The sequence below is a fragment of the Psittacicella hinzii genome (assembly GCF_003585935.1).
In the GTDB taxonomy this organism is placed as follows: domain Bacteria; phylum Pseudomonadota; class Gammaproteobacteria; order Enterobacterales; family Psittacicellaceae; genus Psittacicella; species Psittacicella hinzii.
The window spans coordinates 1-17,708 of the sequence record NZ_NRJG01000031.1 but is presented as its reverse complement, the minus strand read 5'-3'; the positions used below and the strand labels follow the sequence as shown (position 1 = coordinate 17,708).

Genomic DNA, 17,708 nt, shown 5'->3' with positions numbered 1-17,708 from the left:
AAGTAATTTCAATGCTGTAACAGTTAAACGAATGTTTAACTGTTACACTCTTGGAGCATAGTATGGCTTTAGAACGTTTTGAGTGGTACACGCCTATCGGTGTACAGGTAACCTATGACGAAGTTTTACAAACCATTGAATACGGGTGGGGATATACCGAGGTTTATTGCAAAGATCCACACGGAGCACGAGTTAATTTGAACCTGAAGTACGAGAATACCCCAGAAGTTATTAACCAAATGGCGCAATTTTTGCTTAACCACATGAACAGCGGGAAACCCTTTATCATGCCAACCAATATCAATGGAGTAAGCCGCGATTATACGGTCGTATTGAATGGTGTGCCAACTGTTACGCAGGATAACAGCAAAAAAGCAAATATTACGTTTAAGGTAGGGGAGGTTCGTTACTTTGGATAGTACGGCAAGCATATTCTTATACTCAATCCAGTTTCGCTTTATGGTAAGTAGTGATAGCCGTAAATACGAGGACTTAAACCTGCACGTTACCCCGTATAATCCGTCGGAAGAGGGGTTTAAGTATCAGGGGATAACATATTTTCCACTAAATGTCAAGTTCAACAAATTAAGCACGGATTTAGGGACGTCCAGCAAAAGTAAACTGGAAATTAGCAACGTGGACAACCGTTTAGCACCTATCATCGCACGTCATGATGACTTCATCGGTGGTAAGGTGCAGATTATGATGATTTACAAGAGCGATCTAAGTATCGTAAGTCCGGTCATCAATAAGAGCTATTTAATTTCAGCTTTAAGCGATTATAGTGCCGAAAAACTAGTGCTAGAGTTAGTTGGTATAAATGATCTGGACAGAAACTTACCACCCTTTGAAGCGCGCCAATTATGCCCGTTTTCCTTAGGTGATCGTTACTGTGGCTATGCCGGAGCCACCTCTACTTGTGATAAAACTTATAAGAACTGTCAAAAGTTGGGTAATAGCTCAAGATACGGAGGAGTACTAGGTGAAGTTAAAGATAAGTAGTGCAACAGCAAAACTAATTCAAGAAGTTGCAGACAAAGATCCAGAAAAAGAAATTGCTGGAATTTTAGTCAAAGAGAATGGAAACGTGATTTTTTATGAGTTGGAAGACGGGGGAAATGAAAAGAATGCCATTTTTAACGCGGAGAGGTATCTAGAAAGCGTTTTAAATGATACGCTGGTGGGATTAGTCCACTCACATACAAAAACGTCGGAAATGGCATTCTCCGAGCAAGATTTGGCACAGATACAATTTAGCCCATATCCATGGTTGCTCTTTTTAGCAAATAATCCAGAACCAACTTATCTTTACCATGACGGAGTAGACTATGAAAGTGATCCTTTACGGGCATTTAGCGAAAAAGTACCGCAGTGTGTACGATATTAAGATCACGAGATTAAGTGAAATACCCGAAGCATTAGAGTGCCATACGTATGGCATTAAAAGCGAAATTAAGCGTATGCAGCTAGCTGGGATTACTTTTGCTTACTACTTGAATGGTGAGTTATTAAATCTGGAAGAATTTGACATTGCGGCATACATTTTCAAACCTGAAGATGAGCTACTACTTGTGCCTGTTTATACTGCTGCATTCTTTAAAGCGATTAAGAAAGTCTTCTCTGGCGTGGCTAAGGTAATCCGCAACGTGGTTCGTGGCGTTAAGAAGCTCATTGGTTTGCAGAAAAAAGGTACAGACTCCAATACCAATGACGTGGACGAAGATGATGGTAGCGGGAAGAATGCTTTCGGTTCAAATTTGAAGAATACCTACGCAGATGGCTCACCAGTACCAATTGTGTACGGCAGAATGAAAGTGGGGTCAATCGTATTTTCAAAGAGTATTCACAGTGGAAACATCGTTACCATGGAAGATCGGTTAATTAGCCTAGAACAAAACATTACTGCCCGCAGTGCTAACGAGGAGCGAGATGATATTACATGGGAAACCCTTGAAAATGCTATTAGCGCACAATCTAAAGTAATAAGCAATTTTAAGGCATTAACCGAACAGCAATCCCTTTCCAATACTCGTTTAAAGCAGCTAATGGATATTTATCCGGAAGATTGGGAAATCTCTTTTTCTAAGGGCACAACCGAGGAAATGAGTGACTATGACTCCAACGGTTACCGTCATAGATTTATTTACGAACAGCCTTATGATTTGCCAGCGAACGTAACGTACTATTTCCATAAAGAGCATTATGAGGTCTGGAGTGGACAATCTCATGAAACGAAACAAATACGTAACCCTTTAAGACCTGCCGAAAAAATGACTGTAGGAACTTCCATCGTGCGTCGTACAAGATACGTGAAACTAAAACCTTTCACAGGATTAAGATCAAAGCTTTTCATCCAATACAATCTGGCAAATGAAAAGGAGTATAAATTAGCTAAGCTGTTCTGCGAAATGGCTAAAGCGCAACTATACTTCTACATGAACCAAGATGGTAAATCTGGCACTACTTTTGAAAAAGCAAAAGCAGCATTTACTGCAGCTGGAGGCACTTTATAACCATGCAAGAACTGCAATTAATTACTAATCAACAAGAGCAACGACTAGCGGCTGAAATCGCTAATTACCCACCGTCGAGCTTATTTGGTAATAGCGTTTCCCAGTACAACACCATCGCAAGATTATCTCAAGAATACGTTAAGAAATTAGATGATCTGTTTTCCTTTTCGGAAGTATCTGCCATCGAATATCTTAAGCAAAACTTCGGTCATACATACTTCCAAGAGTATGGGAAAGCCTTTATTGATTGCGTGCAATATATGATTAATAAGGGAGTAGCCGACGCACAGGCTGCCTTTAACAAGCGTCCAGACGTTATTGCACTAACCGCAAGTATTGAAAAATACACTCCACGCGAATTGTACGTTTTTAGCACATTCTTTCCGTGGGTTAAAGCATTAAATAGTACTGTCATCGATACCGCGCTTTTAGACTACTACCGTAATAACTTCTTGGATCGCAATCAAAAAAGCCTAGATAAGATCCTCAATGACCTCTTAACTTACCTTAAAATCCTTTACTCTATTGGTGGTAAAACCATTGCTAAATACGTGTCACAAGAAAGTAAGTTAAACAAGTTAATAAGAAACGCAAGTATTTACCCACCTAACGGGACAACTGTTAGTTTTACTGGTAAAAATGCGGGCTTTGCTATTCTTCCGGAAACTAAGCTACCAAACGGCGGGCGTACATTACGACAAGTTGAACGTGTGGTAGATATTATCAGCGTAGGACCAATCCACGGGCTAGTTGATGGCATGACATCGGTTTTCTACAATGACACGCCTTACATTTCCAAAACCAATGGCACGAGAATGGTAGCTAATGTTCAAGCGGATTTTCGTGAGGGAGAAGCTGTACAATCTGCTAGTGATTTAAGCTACTTTCCAAGCATTGCCCAGCAAGTTAACCGCACAGTAACCAAAAGCACGCCAATCACAGCAGTAGTTAACTTTCCGGATTGTACATACGTACAAGCTGTTCTAAGCGTTCCTCAATTGACAGATGCTACTATTGACGTTAAAGTAGTTTTTGAGGTTACATTAAGTAACGGAGGAACTGTAGTTAGGGATTTAGGTACGCAGACAATTTCCGGAAAGTGGTCTAATGATAAGGAATTTCCCTATACTTATCGGCTTGGAGCAGATGAAACTTTTCCGGTAACTATTACGGTAAGCAGAACTAACAGTGAGATTTTAGATGATGATAACAAGGTGAACGACCTATCATTTTCGCGAGCAATCGGCATTGCTGACAGTAGTCCGGTATATCCTGGCTATGCCTACGTTGCAAGTGCATGGGACAATACCGGTGGAACGGATAAAGAATACGAGCGTAAGTTCGAGATTTACGGACGTAAGATTAAAATCCCTAGCAATTACAATCCTTGGACACGCACTTACGAGGGTGATTGGGACGGGGAATTTAAGAAAGAACTAAGCTACTGTAACAACCCAGCCTGGATAATTTACGATCTTTTAACGGATTATTACATTGGCTTGGGAGCACAATTACCTGTTGAGAAAATCGATAAATACAGCTTTTATAACTGTGGGAAATATTGTGACGAATTGGTAAATGGTGAGCCTAGATGGGCATATAACGGCGTGATAAATAAATCGACGTCAGCCTTTAAGCTAATTAAGAATATCGCCGCAACTTGTAGGGCAAACGTTATCAATACCGACGACGGGTTAAAGATGATTATTGAACGCCCGCAGGAAGCAGTGTACCTCTTTTCCAATGCCAACGTGATAGGTGGTGAGTTCAATCGCAATGGATCGGCACTTAGAACGAGAAATAAGCGGATTGGAGTTAGCTTTACTGACCCTAATAACAACTATAAATCTAACACAGTATACGTTAACGACCTACAGCATGCTAGTGACTACCGTGCCGAGAAAAAGGTTACTCTAGCGGGCTGTACAAGCGAAGAACAAGCCGCACGGTATGGTAGGTTCTTATTAGCAGTTGAGAAGTTCGAAACGAGCACTATATCTTTCAATGCTAGCTATGACGCGTTAGAAGTAGAGCTAGGTGACGTTGTCCGGATTTCCGATTATGCAGTGAGTAATATGAAAACGAATGGTAGAGTTAGTCACGTTAGCGTATCTGGTAAAACTTGCAACGTATTTCTAGATATCGTTGATCCAGAGCTATTTAAGCTTAAGCAATTACAGTTTCTGGTAAATTCTGATCTTGGTTTAGTACTCTACTCAAACTTAACTTTAAAAAGTCAAACCAACAAGGTTACCAAGTTAACGGAATATTACGTTACAGTTGGCGTTGGAGAAAATAATTTTACACCTCAACCTGGGCAATCTTATACGTTGTTTAATAATGATTTCGAGCCAGAGTTATTTAGAATAACGGATAAGAGCATTAGCAGCGACCGGAAAATTGCATTTAGTGCGCAAAAGTATTCTCCAGATAAATTTGCGATTAGCGATGGCGTTAATAAAAAAGGTTCTGGCTTATTTAGCGTAGAGCATACTCCGTCAACCTTATACACTAAATTAAGCCAATTAAGAAACTTAAAAGTAACTCATAAAATAACTAGCGAAAAACCTGTTCTTGAGATTAAATGGGACGATCCAAGTCATAACGCCCATATAAATTATAACGTGGTCGTAAGAAGTGCCAGCGGTGATAACATTCTTTTCTCAAAAACGGTGGAAGATAGGGAAGCTTATTATTTCTTAGAAGTAGACACTAAAACAGAAGATATTGAAGTATTAGTTTTTCCAATTATTAACGGTATCATCGATCAAGCAGATTTCCTTAGTCAACGTTTACAATTAAATCTGGATAATATTAAGCCAAGTAAGCCACGCATATCTAGAATTACGGTAAACGATGACGCAACTAGAACCAGCATGCCAATCAGCATGATCGTGGATTATAGTGACGTTAAAAACGCTAGTAATATAAAAGGATTTAGATTACTATTAAGTGCTGACGAAGAAGCTCTTAAAAACGATAAATCAGAGTTAATAACAGGTAACACAGATGACATTGTGGTGTTTAACTATACCGGAAGACCTAGTAATATTAGGTTCACCCTAAACGAAGCTCAAATTAAAAAGTTAAAGCTACAAGATAAGCTGTTGGTGAATACAGGTGGCGTTTTTGGCTCTGGTAAATACTATCGCGACCTATTTATAAAAGTGATACCACTTACGAGTAGCGCTTTGGACAACGTCCACGTACAAGCGTATAAAGCCAACGGTTACGGTGTTACACGTGCTAGCATTTACACTTCTAGTCATAAAAACCCTGACGTAAAAGTCTTCTTTCATAATACAAACCCTAATTTAATACGGTTAGACTTTACAACGAGCGCTGGTGTTAGCTCTGTTAACCAAGAACCGGAAGATAAGTACCGAATACATACAGCCATCAAAAAATACACCCTTGTCACTTTCAAAATCCATGGAGAAGTTTACGGAACAGCAAGTGAAGTCGCTTCATCTGGTAATGAAAGCGTACAGGTTGCTTTAACCGAAAGTTTGTACAGAATAAGAGAACTTAAAAAAGTCCCAGCTAACCCAAAGATAGAAGTGATTACAACCTCTTGTATTGGCAGAGAAGACGAGATTAATCATAATTTTAATTTATCCGATTATGCCTATACTCCTGAAAGAAATGTTATTACAAATGGGACTGGTGTATTTCTAGAAATCGTCACTAAAGTTCAGCCTGAAGAATGGGTTGAAGCCCTTGATGGTAAGAAACCAATGCGCTGGAAGTGGCATTACTTTAACTTCTCTTTAGATGGGAAGCCAGAGGAAAGAAAGACTAACAATACCAGAGTATATAACGAATTGAGTGCCGGTGAACATAAGGTAAAATTCTTCAACATGAATATCCTAGGGGCGTGGTACTCATATGAGAGAACGATTACGGTTGCTAATGGTGCAGCTAGTGCTGATAACTTACCAAATTTCCCTATCCCTCTAAGCAAAATTAAAGTAGAAGGTGGCAGTGGACGCCCATATTTACGCCATACAGGTGACAGTATCCGCGTGGTAAGTGATCCACTATTTAGCTATAAGGAAATCTTTACCGGTGATTTAGTCAATACTTATCGTAAGAAATCTTCCAACAACCGAAGCTGGAGAGATCCACAAGATATCGCACAAGGAAATACCATTACCAACGCTATAAGCTTTAACCTTGCTAATAACGAAAATATTATCCTAAACAATGCGGTAGGTGTTGTTTTGCGTGGTAACAAAATCAATGGAGAAATGACGGAGGTAACCATAGGGACCGAGAAAACGAATGGTCTCTACTTTAACAGTAAAACCAAGCAAATAGATTTGCACTACTCTGGAAAGCTGGATTTAAATGAACTTATCTACGATATTACCGAGATAGAATTGCGTCAAGGATTACCTAATAAAACGCTTAGAAAATTCTCCACTCTAATTAGTACTAACGAGAAGGGGATTGGATATTTCCAAAGAGAACTCCATATCGTTGATATAGATAATATTACTGTGGATAAAGTTAATCCGAGTAACGTGCAAGCTTACGTAATATATGACGACTCCGTTCTTGCTGGAACTAATGCTATCCAAGTTATTACCAGAGATAGTAACGGTAATCCAGTAGCGGCAGCTGTTAATATTACTATTAATTTCTACGCAGTATAAGAGAGTTAAATGACAAGAAGAAGACAAGACCAAATAACAGCTGACACTGACGCCCTAGACGTCTTTGATACGTGGCAAGGTGCAGTAACCGACGCTTTAACCTTACGTGCTAATGACGCAAAATATAACGTAAACGGCCAAGTATATTTTGACCAAAACGATAAAACCCTAAGTCGAGCTACAAAAGCAGCTAGCAGTGATAATAAAACTATCTGGTCGACTGATTACAATATGGAGGGTTTCCCGTTTGCAAAGATTTACCAACAACGACAAGGTAATAGCGGGGCTAATCATGAATTAAGTAATTATTACAACGATCTAATCCTTTACCAAGACGGTCTTAATAGTGCTGATTTACGGAAAACTCCTAACCAACTGGTAACTATGGAGTTCTTTCAAAAGGTTATTACGCAACTAACTTTTGCCGAGAATAGCCCAAGAAACTACTCTAGCAGCAACACCGAGTTGTTATCAGGTTCTAAATCAAATGGAGCTGATGACCAATGGAGTTTCAAGGTTGCTGGACTAACTATTAAGATGGGTATTGTCAATCGAAACGAATGGAAAGGCACTGTTAGCTTTACTAAGGCTTTCGAAAACCAAGTATTAAATATACAATTAACAGGGATCGCAAACAGCACTTCGAGCAAAACAGATTGCTACGTAGATCAAGCAACCAAATTAAATCCCAAAGAGGGCTTTAACTTCCTCTGCTCTTATAGAACAAATAATAAGAGCTATTTTTACTGGTTAGCAATTGGCTATTAAGGATTTATAAGATGAGCGAAACTTACACATACTGGTATGACCCAGTTACTAACGAATTATATGAAGTTGACGGCTTTCGTGCCCCAACAATAGATTGCGTTAAAATAACTGCTGACGATTACGCTTATTACAAATACCGCGAAGATGACGTTCAACCTGATGAAAAGGGATATCCTAGTATTGTTTTTAACCCTTTCGGTGGAGAAGATTTTGCGCACTGGGATAGAGAGAAACAAGAATTTGTTCAAGACAAAGAAGAACTAGAGCTTTACACAGCATACCGTCGTAATGAATTACGCTTTGTAGGTTATCAAGCAGCGATGAACTTAGTAAGTGAACAGGCCGAAGCTAATCGTCTTACGTTTATTGAACAATTATTTACACGTACACTGTTACGTGAATGTGAGCTATATGCTAAAGGAAACCTACCAACAAACTCCGAATTAGAAAAATATTGCTTACTCAATGAAGTTAGTATTGAAGATAAAGTAGAAGAGATTTTAAAGGAGCAAGCTAGAGTTAACGAATTAGCTCAAGCAGCTTACTATTTCAGAACGTATATCGACAAACGAGTGCTTGAGATTGACGTAACTGACAATGAAGCATATTCTCTTTTAATGCAAGAATTGAGCAATTTTAAGCTTGATTTTATTCTTGAGGTATATAGAATCGGATTAGAAGAAAAAACGCAACAGAGAGCAAAATAAACGCATTTAACGACCAAACCCCGCAATCATTTGATTACGGGGTTAAGCTTTACCTATTATTCTTGAATAAATATTTCGTAACAATTAAAACAAGTCCAAATAATTCTAAAAGAGTTCCTGAAATATACAAATGGAGAGCGTACTGCTCATACTTAATTTTCTGCAATCCTACAGCAATAAATACTCCGTTCATAATAGTCAATTGGACAATCATGACTAGAATTAATCCAATGGCGTATTTTTTCTTTAATTGAATATCTATTTCGAAATTATCATTCTTTAATTTAATAGTACGTTTTTGTTCTAGATCTGTAGGGGCTTTTTCGCTTTCGTTCTTAACTAGATCAGTAGCCTTTTTGGCTAAGCGTTTAGATAATTCTTGATCGGACATTTATTTCACTAGTATTACTCATTACCTGAAGTTAAGTTATATTGAATATTTAAGTTTTGCAGTCTATAAGTTAACGCTTCTAAAGATACATTAAATTGAGAAGCTAATTCTAGCATTTGAGTTTGATTTAGACTTTTACCTTTTTTACGGATTTCTTTCTCAGGCATTAATAAAGCAGCGGCAAAACTATTAGCAAATATTTCTTCTTCGTTATTACCTTGTGATGATAATAATCCTCTAAAATCAAATTTTTCGTAAGTATCTTCCAATTTTAAAATGAAAGTATTGTATAAGTAATGACCTAACTCATGAGCTACAGTGAAACGTTTTCTTACGCCAGGTTCACTTGTTTCAACCATAATTATAGGAAAACCCATTTCAGCAGTTTTAATTAAAGCACCGGATACTTCTTCAGGTAAATCATCATAGTATACATCTATACCGAAACGTCTTGATATAGCTACAGGATCTACTGGAAAAACGTCATCCCAAAAATTTGTCAATACGTCACTAGCTAATTTAGATGCTTTATTACGCACGGAACACATATTGACCTCCGTTTCACATAAGACACTTACAAAAAAAGAGCTAAACTTACGCTCAGCTCTACCACCTATATTTAACTAAAGAAAATTAACGAGGAGAAATCAATGGTATGATCCGTGTAAACTTACGCACAGGATGAGGCAATACTCCCTTTTAAGCAGAAAGAACGCAATAACCCCTTTCATCAGGATTACCTCTTTTTGGTTAAATTGGAATATTAATCGTTTTATCAAAAAAGGATTAAATAAAACGACCATTAATTTCATTGTTAAAGATCTTCAAGAACAATTTCTTGATACGTTTATTATACCATATTTTCGGGGAAAACAACAATTTATAAAGATTATTTTGCGAATTTTACAGCGTATTCTTTAATAATTTCTTGACTATCCATTTCCCTAGCACGGCCCTTAGCAAAAGCATTTTTCCAAGCCTTATCTTCGTGGCTACGATCCACTAAACCAAAGTCAGACGATTTAAGCACAGTGTTGAATAATTTATCAATAAAACCCCTAACTTGCTTTTGGTCTGGACTACTAAAGTGCTTATACACGGAAAACTTATCAGCTAGTTGCTTAAAATGATCCTCATTATACTTACGCAATAAATACACAGAGTTAATTACTGGTCCGTAATACCAAGCTTGAAACTTAGCTGGAAAAAGTTCAGCAGGTAAATTATAAGTAACCTCCGAGATATCTTTATTTTCCTCATGAGCTGTAAACATAGCACTGTAATATGCGTAAAGGAAATAAAGAGCTTTTTGTAATTTTAGTGGTGGAATAGTGTCCACCTTTGTGTATAAGTACGCTATTAAATCTTCAACGTTTTCAAAGAAATATTTTTTAGTCATCTGCAATTACCTAAAATAAAAAACCCTAGATATTTCTAGGGTTCAATGTCATTATCTACCAAGGAAAAAATAATAATGATTTAGCTAACAAAATTATCAGCTTGCCAGAAGTCGTTACTCCCAATTAAACGAACTAACAAGCGGACATCCTCATCTAACTGACCGTTAAACGAAGTAATGATCGGGGTTTTTACAAGTGGAAATTTCACACCATCGTCAACCCTAAAAAATGGTAGTAATTTCTGTGAAAGTTCATAGAATGCTCTACCCCCGAAAATCTTTTTGACCTCTTTATCCACACTAGTTTCAGCAACTAAATTATGCCCACGTAAATAGTAACTATAAAAGCTCTTGACAATAAGTTGCATATTTGGATCTTCGTAAGGATCTGTTGCACTAGTGTCTTTTGGATAAACGTGATCGCGATGGAAAATTACAGCACTAGCGGTTAATTTTACTTCATTGTTAATTTTTGTTAATGGGAAATAAGTGGTTCTAATCGAACGTAGTGTTCGGTGTAATTCCCCAAAATCTGCGTCGTCATCGTTTAAATGATTTAACGTAATCTCCTTAATATCATCGTAGATATCTGCAAAAGGAGGATAGTTATAAAAGTCATCTTTATACAGCATTGCAGAGGCATACAACAAGCTGCTAATCACCGAACGATCAAGAATAAAGAGCTTATTCTCCCCATCTTTTGGATACTCTAGCTTGTTTTGTCGTGCAGCTACTGCAAATAGTGCCGCTTGTGATACAGGATCTAATTCTTTAATCCAACCATCTTTCACGTAACGCGCCAACCAAGTGCTGAAGTAATGCTTTTGAACAGGGTTAAGATCATTGATAATCTCAACTTCGATACTTTTATCTAAAGATTTTTTTAACTCCCTAGCTAAAGTAGTTTTACCTGTGCTATCAGCACCTTCAATAATTAAAAATCTAACAGTCATATGTAATTACCCCACGCTTTGAATAAAGTGTTTTTCCACCATATTGTTAACAACAAAGAATAAGCGATTAAAATCAAAAGCGTCTTCGTTATTAGCATTGCTTAATTCTTCAATTTCGTTAATCTTACTACTGAAAAGGAAGTCCTGAAATAATGAATCTATTACCTCTTCGCTTAAACCTTTTTTAGTTAATTTAGCGTGCGGTGTAACCTCATAATATGATCCGTTAAATTTAATTGAGTAATCATAGTGAGGATTGTGTTCCAGTTCTATTAGAAACAAAATTTGACTTGATAAATCTCTTAATCTCTTAGTGTCTAAGGTGTCCCATCTCAATGCAGTAAACTCTACAAGTAGTAAATCAAGCTGTTCAAGAGCTGGAGTTAACTTAAATTTATCAAGAAAAAATTGTATAATCATTTTTAAGTCGCTTATTTTCTGTTTACCTCTAGTATACTTTTCGGTAATTACTAAATTTTATTTTTGCGACGATATATCAATAGGTTATTTCTTGTTTTAGGTTGGAGTAAAAATTAGTTATTGAAATACCACCTAATTATGGTCGTGATTTACTCGAAGGCAGACAGCCAAGCGTTGGTTTTTACATTGATGGTGCTTATCCTTCGGTGGCCGAGAATTTACGTTCTTCGATTAGTGGGTTAATGTCGCAATATTTTAGCGATTATTATCGTAGCCAAGGGATTGTAGTTCCGGATAATAATAGTTTACTCGCTGTGCGCTTTGTGTATAACCAAGATTTCAAATCGGTATATGCTCTTACTCCAGGCATTATTATGCTAGCGATTATGATGATTCCCGGCATTATGATGGCTGTAGGCATAGTCCGTGAAAAAGAAATAGGTTCAATTATGAATCTTTATGGTTGTCTAGCAAGTAAAATGCAATTTCTCTTAGGTAAACAAATCCCCTACATACTCTTATCTTTAGTTGCTTATTTAGTCTTAGTGCTTATTGCAATTTTGGTTTTTGGTGTACCAGTCAAAGGATCGTTTTTAGCAATGCTGTTAGGGGCAGTGATTGCAATTTGTGCTTCAACAGGTTTTGGTATGTTAGTTTCGACTTTTGTTAAAACGCAAGTAGCAGGTTTATTCTTAACGGCCATTGTCCTTATGGTGCCAACTATGAACTTTTCAGGCATGATGTCTCCAACTTCATCATTACCTACTTGGTTATCGACTTTAGCTCACTTATTCCCTGGTGCTTGGTTTCAACAAATAAGTTTAGGTGGCTTTACTAAAGCATTAAGTTTTACTTCTTTCTTAGTACCTTATTTAGCTCTTAGCATAATCTACTTAGTGTATTTAACTCTAGCAAATCTTTTCCTTAAAAAGCAGGAGCCATAAATGTTACGTTGGTTAAAAAACGTTGGTTATCTCACGGTTAAGGAACTGCGTAGTTTATTTTCGGATTTTGTTTTAATCGTTCTAATTATTCATCTATTTTCTCTTGCGCTTTATATCATTGCAAGTATGCCTACGACTGAAATGAAAAACGGTTCGGTTGGTGTAGTAGATAATGATAAATCGGCTTTAACTTATCAATTACAAGATGCTTTAATTAAGCCTACGTTTAAACAAGTAGAGTCTATAAGTGTTGAGCAAATAGATCAGAATATGGATAAGGGGAAATATACTTTTGTTATCGTTTTTCCTCCAAATTTTGAAGCTGATACTTTAAAAGGTTTAAAACCGCAAATCCAACTTTTAATTGACGCTACAGCCATGACACAAGCTAGCGTCGGAGCGTCATATATTTCGCAAATTTTTAATCAAGAAATAGCTCAAGCTCTTCATACCAATGCAGTAAATAGTCCGGTCGAAATTGTAACTAATGTACTCTACAATCCAAATTATTATAGTGATTGGTTAATGAGTACCATGCAAATAGTTGGCAGTAGTACCCTTTTAATTCTGTTACTGGTCGGAGCAGCAGTAATTCGTGAACGCGAACGTGGTACGATTGAGCATTTATTAGTAATGCCCGTGAGTTCTTCTGAAATAGCTTGCGCTAAAATCTTTGCCAATAGTTTAGTGATTTTAGTCGTATCAACTCTTTCACTAATTTTTATGGTAAAAATGGTGTTTGGCTTACCAGTTGCTATGCTGCAAATACCGTTATTTATGGTGGGAGCTGTATTTTTCTTATTTGCTATTTCAGCTTTAGGGATTTTACTAGCCATTATTGCGCCAACTATGCCTCAGTTTGCTTTACTCTGTATCCCTGCTTATATGGTTATGTACCTGTTATCAGGTTCGACAGCACCTGTTGATAATATGCCAGAGCTAGCTCGCTTTTTTAGTCAATTTTTACCGACAACTATTTATGGTTCATTTATCCAATATGTCGTATTCCGCGGCGCTGGTATCCATATCGTATGGTTGCACTTAGTAAAATTAGCTGCTCTAGGAGCTGTATTCTTAACTATTACATTAGTGCAATTTAAAACTATGCTTTCACGACAAGGTTAATTGCAAATTAACTCGAGTATAAATATGAAAATTTGGCAATTAAGTACAATAGGTTTAGCAGTATTGCTTACTGCTTGTACCAATAATGTAAATCTTCAATCAGATGTAGCTATCCCACAAAGCTATAGTCAAACTAAAGAAACACGTGATACTTCAGCGATAACTAATTTTGCCACTTGGTGGTTAAATTGGCATAATCCTGAATTAAATCGTCTTATTTCTTTAGGTCTAGAACATAATAAAGATTTAGCTCTTGCTAAAGCTTGTCTAAATGAAATTGGAGCTAATTACGACCTAGCTAAAGCTAATCGCCGTCCCCAAGTAGGGGCTAGTGCTAAGGCTATGGGTGCAGGTTCAAATGTAGAAGCTGGAAATTACACTCCAGATAGTACAACCAATTATGGTTTATATGGTGGAATTACTGCTTCTTGGGAATTAGATATCTTTGGCGCAAAAACTGCTGATAAAGATGCCGCTTACCATACAATGTTAAAAACACAACAAGAAATGTATGGTACTCAGCTCTTAATTACAGCTAACATTGCTCAAGCGTATTTTACAGCTCAGGCTTATAAGCAACAAAAAACTCTTGTGAGCCAACAAGTAGCAAGTCTGAAACAACTTCTAAGTTATGTCCAAGGTCGTTTTCAAGCTGGTAAAGTTACGAGCTTTGAGGTGCAACAAGTAGAAAAACAACTTGCAGCTACCCAAGCGCAATTAGAGGTATTACAAGCAAATGTTGATACCCAAGTACGTAATTTAGCCATTCTCACTGGACAAGTGCCACAAAGCTTTAGCGTCGATTTAACAACTAATTCTCTAGCTTCTTTACCTGCTGTTCCTTATGCTGGACAACCAAGTGATTTATTAGATCGTCGTCCAGATTTACAAGCGGCATATGAACAAGTGCAAGCGGCGGCAGCTAAACTAGCTTCAGCTAAAGCAGATTTATATCCGCGTTTTACAATTGATTTTAGTGGCTTTTTAGGTCGTATTCAATTGTCTAATCAAATGGATTACCTTACAGGATCACTAGCAAGCGGTGGTATAGGTGTCAGTTTACCTATTTTTACAGCTGGTCGGATTAAAGCGAATATCAATGCCGCTAATGCACGTTTACAACAAGCATTAATTAGCTATGATAAAACCTTGCTTCAAGCTTTAGCTGATGTTGATAATGCTTACCAAATGCAGTACGCATTAGAGCAACAAAGTAAAAATTTAACCCAAGCTGTTAAGCTGGCACAAAAGCAAGTTACTGATGCAAAATTAATGTATCAATATGGAGCTAAAACTCTAGATCAAGTTCTAAATACAATTATAGATTCCTTAAACTATCAAACCCAATTATTAAATAGTCAATTACAACAAGCAATTAATATGTTGTCACTGTACAAAGCTTTAGGCGGTGGCTGGTAATAAAAAAATCCCAAACTTCTCTTGCAAATCAAGAAAAGTTTGGGATTTTTTTTGATGCTTAAATTAAGTAAAATTACTTAATTGTTTTATCGGCATTAGATAAAAATGCGTAATAAAATTGATAACCATGCAATAAATATAGTTAAACTAAAAATTATGCATTAGGGTCATCGTTGATTTTGTCATTTGCCGCTTGGGATTGCTTTTGTGCCAATTGTGCTTCTTGTTGGACTTGAGATTTTTCTACTTCAATTAGAGATTTATAACCAATCACAAGGTAGTCAACCATTGACCAAATAGTTAACACTACGGCTAACCACACCAAACCAATACTTAAGTATTCAATCCAGTGCATGCCTTCGTAAATTGGTGAATATCTATTCGGACGCCAGAGTAAATAAACAATTGCAAACATTTGCGCAGTTGTTTTTACTTTGCCTAAATAAGATACTGCTACTTTCGAAGACTGTCCTAAATCAGCCATCCATTCTCTTAAAGAAGAAACGATAATTTCACGCGATAAAATAATAATTGCAGCAATAGTTACTAATACATCAGAATATTCATGAAAACTATTATGTGTATATTCGTAAACGATAATAACTAAAGCTACACTTACACATAATTTATCGGCTACTGGATCTAAGAAACGTCCAAAATGACTTATAGCATTTAAACGACGTGCTAGAAAGCCATCAATCCAATCTGTAAGTGAAGCAATTAAAAAGATTAACGCTGTATAAAAATGACTTGGTCTTTCTGGTAACAAGAAGTAAGCTAATACCATAAGCGGTATTAATACCAGACGGAACAAAGTAAAATAAGTGGGAAGAGTAATACGCATTTTTATTCCAATTAGGCTTAAAAGTTAATGATCACACTAAATGGTAGTGATGTTTATTACTACTTAATGTGGCTCGCACGGCTTATTTTTCAAATAAAGCCGCGTGTAGACTCTTGATCGTATTATCAGCTTGATCAGCTTTTACTAATACGCAAATATTATGATCACTTGCCCCTTGGCAAATCATACGAATTGGGTAAGAATCTAGAGTTTCAAGCGCAGAAGCTACACCTTTAGTGGCTGTAAGATTATTACCAATTAGAGCAATTAAACTGTAATCATGCTCGATTTTAACTTTACCTAACTCTTCTAATTCGGTAATTAGAGCTGGGTTTTCTAACAGAGCTTGACCTTTATTTTGTTTATGATCTAAGGTAATGGCAATAGCCACTTCTGAAGTAGTTACACAATCTACTACTACATTGTATTTAGTAAAAATGTTAAATACTTTTGATAAAAAGCCTGAAGTGCCTAACATTTTTAAGCTAGAAATAGTAAGTAAAGATTGGTTACGTTTACAAGCAATACCACGGAATAAAGGTGGGTTATCTACTGATTGTGTTACCCAAGTACCACCTAAATCAGGGTTTTTACTGTTACCAATAAATACAGGGATATTTGAGCGAACCGCCGGTAAAATAGTTGCAGGGTGAAGAACCTTAGCTCCGAAAATAGCCATTTCAGCTGCTTCTTTAAAGCTAATATGCTCAATGCGCTGTGCATTTGCAACAATACGTGGATCAGTGGTATAGATACCTGCTACGTCTGTCCAAATATGGCACTCTTTAGCGTTAATAATTTCAGCAAATAATGCAGCTGAATAATCAGAACCACCACGACCTAGAACTGCAGTTTTACCTTCATCAAGTTGACTACTGATAAAGCCTTGCGTAATCACTTTGGTAGTGCCGTCGGCAATTAAAGAAGTTACTTTGTGCGCATTAGCTAAAGTAGCGTCTAAATCAACTGTAGCTTCTGAGAAATTACCAGTTGTATAGATAACTTCACGTGCATCTAAATATTCAACTTTGCAACCTTGTTCTTTACATAAGTGGGTAAAGATCATAGTTGACATTAACTCACCATGAGCCACAATAGCTGCTGCTAGAGCCTCATTAGTTGCTAAACTCGCTGCTTCAGACAGGCTGGTAATGTGTCTTAAACAAGATTCAATTTTATTCGCAATTTCTTCTGGAAATTGTAAGCGATTAATAATATTGAATTGAATTAAACGAATTTTCTCTAATAATTCTTTACGCTTATTCTTATCACAACCTGCTGCAAGTTCTACTAAAAGGTTGGTTACGCCTGCAGAAGCACTTAAAATTACAACTTTTACTTGCGGGTTTGCATTAATAATGTTAAAACAGTTTAACATTGCATCATAGTCAGCAACAGATGTCCCGCCAAATTTCGCAACGATATAGTCTTGTGACATAATGGTGTATATCTGGATAAATTAATTGTTTAAAACAATTACAGGTTAAAGTTAATAAGAAAATTTGGTAAAGAAATGGCTTAGCAAAATTTACTTAAAAATAGCATATTTAAATAAACCGAATTACTA

At 36.8% G+C, this 17,708-nt stretch carries 16 protein-coding genes and 1 pseudogene; 10 read left to right on the top strand and 7 right to left on the bottom strand.

Features of this window, described 5'->3' with window-relative positions; translation table 11 throughout:
- The first annotated feature begins 62 nt into the window (after positions 1 to 62).
- From CKF58_RS02125 to CKF58_RS02095, 7 genes are all read left to right on the top strand, one after another.
- Entirely contained in the window at positions 63 to 419 is a 357-nt protein-coding gene (locus CKF58_RS02125) for a hypothetical protein (protein ID WP_119530374.1), read from the top strand.
- 217 nt (positions 420 to 636) lie between these two features.
- Positions 637 to 1,002 carry a hypothetical protein gene (locus tag CKF58_RS02120; RefSeq protein ID WP_147397191.1) on the top strand — a complete coding sequence of 122 codons (366 nt, stop codon included), beginning with the start codon at positions 637 to 639 and terminating at the stop codon, positions 1,000 to 1,002.
- Positions 983 to 1,387, top strand: a complete 405-nt coding sequence (locus CKF58_RS02115) for a Mov34/MPN/PAD-1 family protein (protein ID WP_119530370.1) — start codon at positions 983 to 985, stop codon at positions 1,385 to 1,387. The genes CKF58_RS02120 and CKF58_RS02115 overlap by 20 nt, the downstream gene beginning before the upstream one ends.
- The gene (locus CKF58_RS02110) at positions 1,329 to 2,513 is read left to right on the top strand and encodes a tail assembly protein (protein ID WP_147397190.1); all 1,185 of its coding nucleotides are present in this window, start codon (positions 1,329 to 1,331) and stop codon (positions 2,511 to 2,513) included. Before CKF58_RS02115 ends, CKF58_RS02110 begins: the two co-directional genes overlap by 59 nt.
- A 2-nt stretch (positions 2,514 to 2,515) precedes the next feature.
- A complete protein-coding gene (locus tag CKF58_RS02105; RefSeq protein WP_119530366.1) occupies positions 2,516 to 7,171 on the top strand; it encodes a phage tail protein in 4,656 nt (1,551 codons plus the stop codon).
- A 9-nt stretch (positions 7,172 to 7,180) separates the two neighbouring features.
- A complete protein-coding gene (locus CKF58_RS02100) occupies positions 7,181 to 7,939 on the top strand; it encodes a gp53-like domain-containing protein (protein ID WP_119530364.1) in 759 nt (252 codons plus the stop codon).
- Between the two features lie 11 nt (positions 7,940 to 7,950).
- Positions 7,951 to 8,646, top strand: coding sequence for a hypothetical protein (locus CKF58_RS02095; RefSeq protein ID WP_119530362.1), 696 nt, complete (start codon positions 7,951 to 7,953; stop codon positions 8,644 to 8,646).
- 49 nt (positions 8,647 to 8,695) lie between these two features.
- On the opposite strand, the gene CKF58_RS02090 is transcribed toward CKF58_RS02095, so the two are convergent.
- From CKF58_RS02090 to CKF58_RS02070, 5 genes are all read right to left on the bottom strand, one after another.
- On the bottom strand, positions 8,696 to 9,037 hold the full coding sequence (locus tag CKF58_RS02090) for a hypothetical protein (RefSeq protein ID WP_119530360.1): 342 nt from the start codon (positions 9,035 to 9,037) through the stop codon (positions 8,696 to 8,698).
- A gap of 14 nt (positions 9,038 to 9,051) precedes the next feature.
- Positions 9,052 to 9,585 (bottom strand): ImmA/IrrE family metallo-endopeptidase, encoded by a 534-nt coding sequence (locus CKF58_RS02085; RefSeq protein WP_119530358.1) that lies wholly within the window; start codon positions 9,583 to 9,585, stop codon positions 9,052 to 9,054.
- Positions 9,586 to 9,926: 341 nt separating this feature from the next.
- On the bottom strand, positions 9,927 to 10,436 hold the full coding sequence (locus CKF58_RS02080) for a Panacea domain-containing protein (RefSeq protein WP_119530356.1): 510 nt from the start codon (positions 10,434 to 10,436) through the stop codon (positions 9,927 to 9,929).
- Positions 10,437 to 10,516: 80 nt separating this feature from the next.
- Positions 10,517 to 11,389, bottom strand: coding sequence for a nucleoside/nucleotide kinase family protein (locus CKF58_RS02075; protein WP_119530354.1), 873 nt, complete (start codon positions 11,387 to 11,389; stop codon positions 10,517 to 10,519).
- 6 nt (positions 11,390 to 11,395) lie between these two features.
- Positions 11,396 to 11,671, bottom strand: a complete 276-nt coding sequence (locus CKF58_RS02070; RefSeq protein ID WP_222987660.1) for a hypothetical protein — start codon at positions 11,669 to 11,671, stop codon at positions 11,396 to 11,398.
- A 248-nt stretch (positions 11,672 to 11,919) separates the two neighbouring features.
- On the opposite strand from CKF58_RS02070, the pseudogene CKF58_RS02065 reads away from it, so the two are divergent.
- The 3 genes and pseudogenes from CKF58_RS02065 to CKF58_RS02055 all read left to right on the top strand — a co-directional run.
- Positions 11,920 to 12,753, top strand: a pseudogene (locus tag CKF58_RS02065) (ABC transporter permease); the annotation flags it as partial.
- A complete protein-coding gene (locus CKF58_RS02060) occupies positions 12,754 to 13,878 on the top strand; it encodes an ABC transporter permease (protein ID WP_119530348.1) in 1,125 nt (374 codons plus the stop codon).
- A 24-nt stretch (positions 13,879 to 13,902) separates the two neighbouring features.
- Positions 13,903 to 15,297: an efflux transporter outer membrane subunit gene (locus tag CKF58_RS02055; protein ID WP_119530346.1), complete on the top strand. Its 1,395-nt coding sequence runs from the start codon at positions 13,903 to 13,905 to the stop codon at positions 15,295 to 15,297.
- Between the two features lie 154 nt (positions 15,298 to 15,451).
- Here CKF58_RS02055 and pgsA read toward each other — a convergent pair whose 3' ends face one another.
- Both pgsA and lysC read right to left on the bottom strand, forming a co-directional pair.
- Entirely contained in the window at positions 15,452 to 16,141 is a 690-nt protein-coding gene (gene pgsA / locus CKF58_RS02050) for a CDP-diacylglycerol--glycerol-3-phosphate 3-phosphatidyltransferase (RefSeq protein WP_119530344.1), read from the bottom strand.
- Positions 16,142 to 16,223: 82 nt separating this feature from the next.
- Complete coding sequence (gene lysC, locus CKF58_RS02045) at positions 16,224 to 17,579, bottom strand: lysine-sensitive aspartokinase 3 (protein WP_119530342.1); 1,356 nt, start codon at positions 17,577 to 17,579, stop codon at positions 16,224 to 16,226.
- Positions 17,580 to 17,708: the final 129 nt, after the last annotated feature.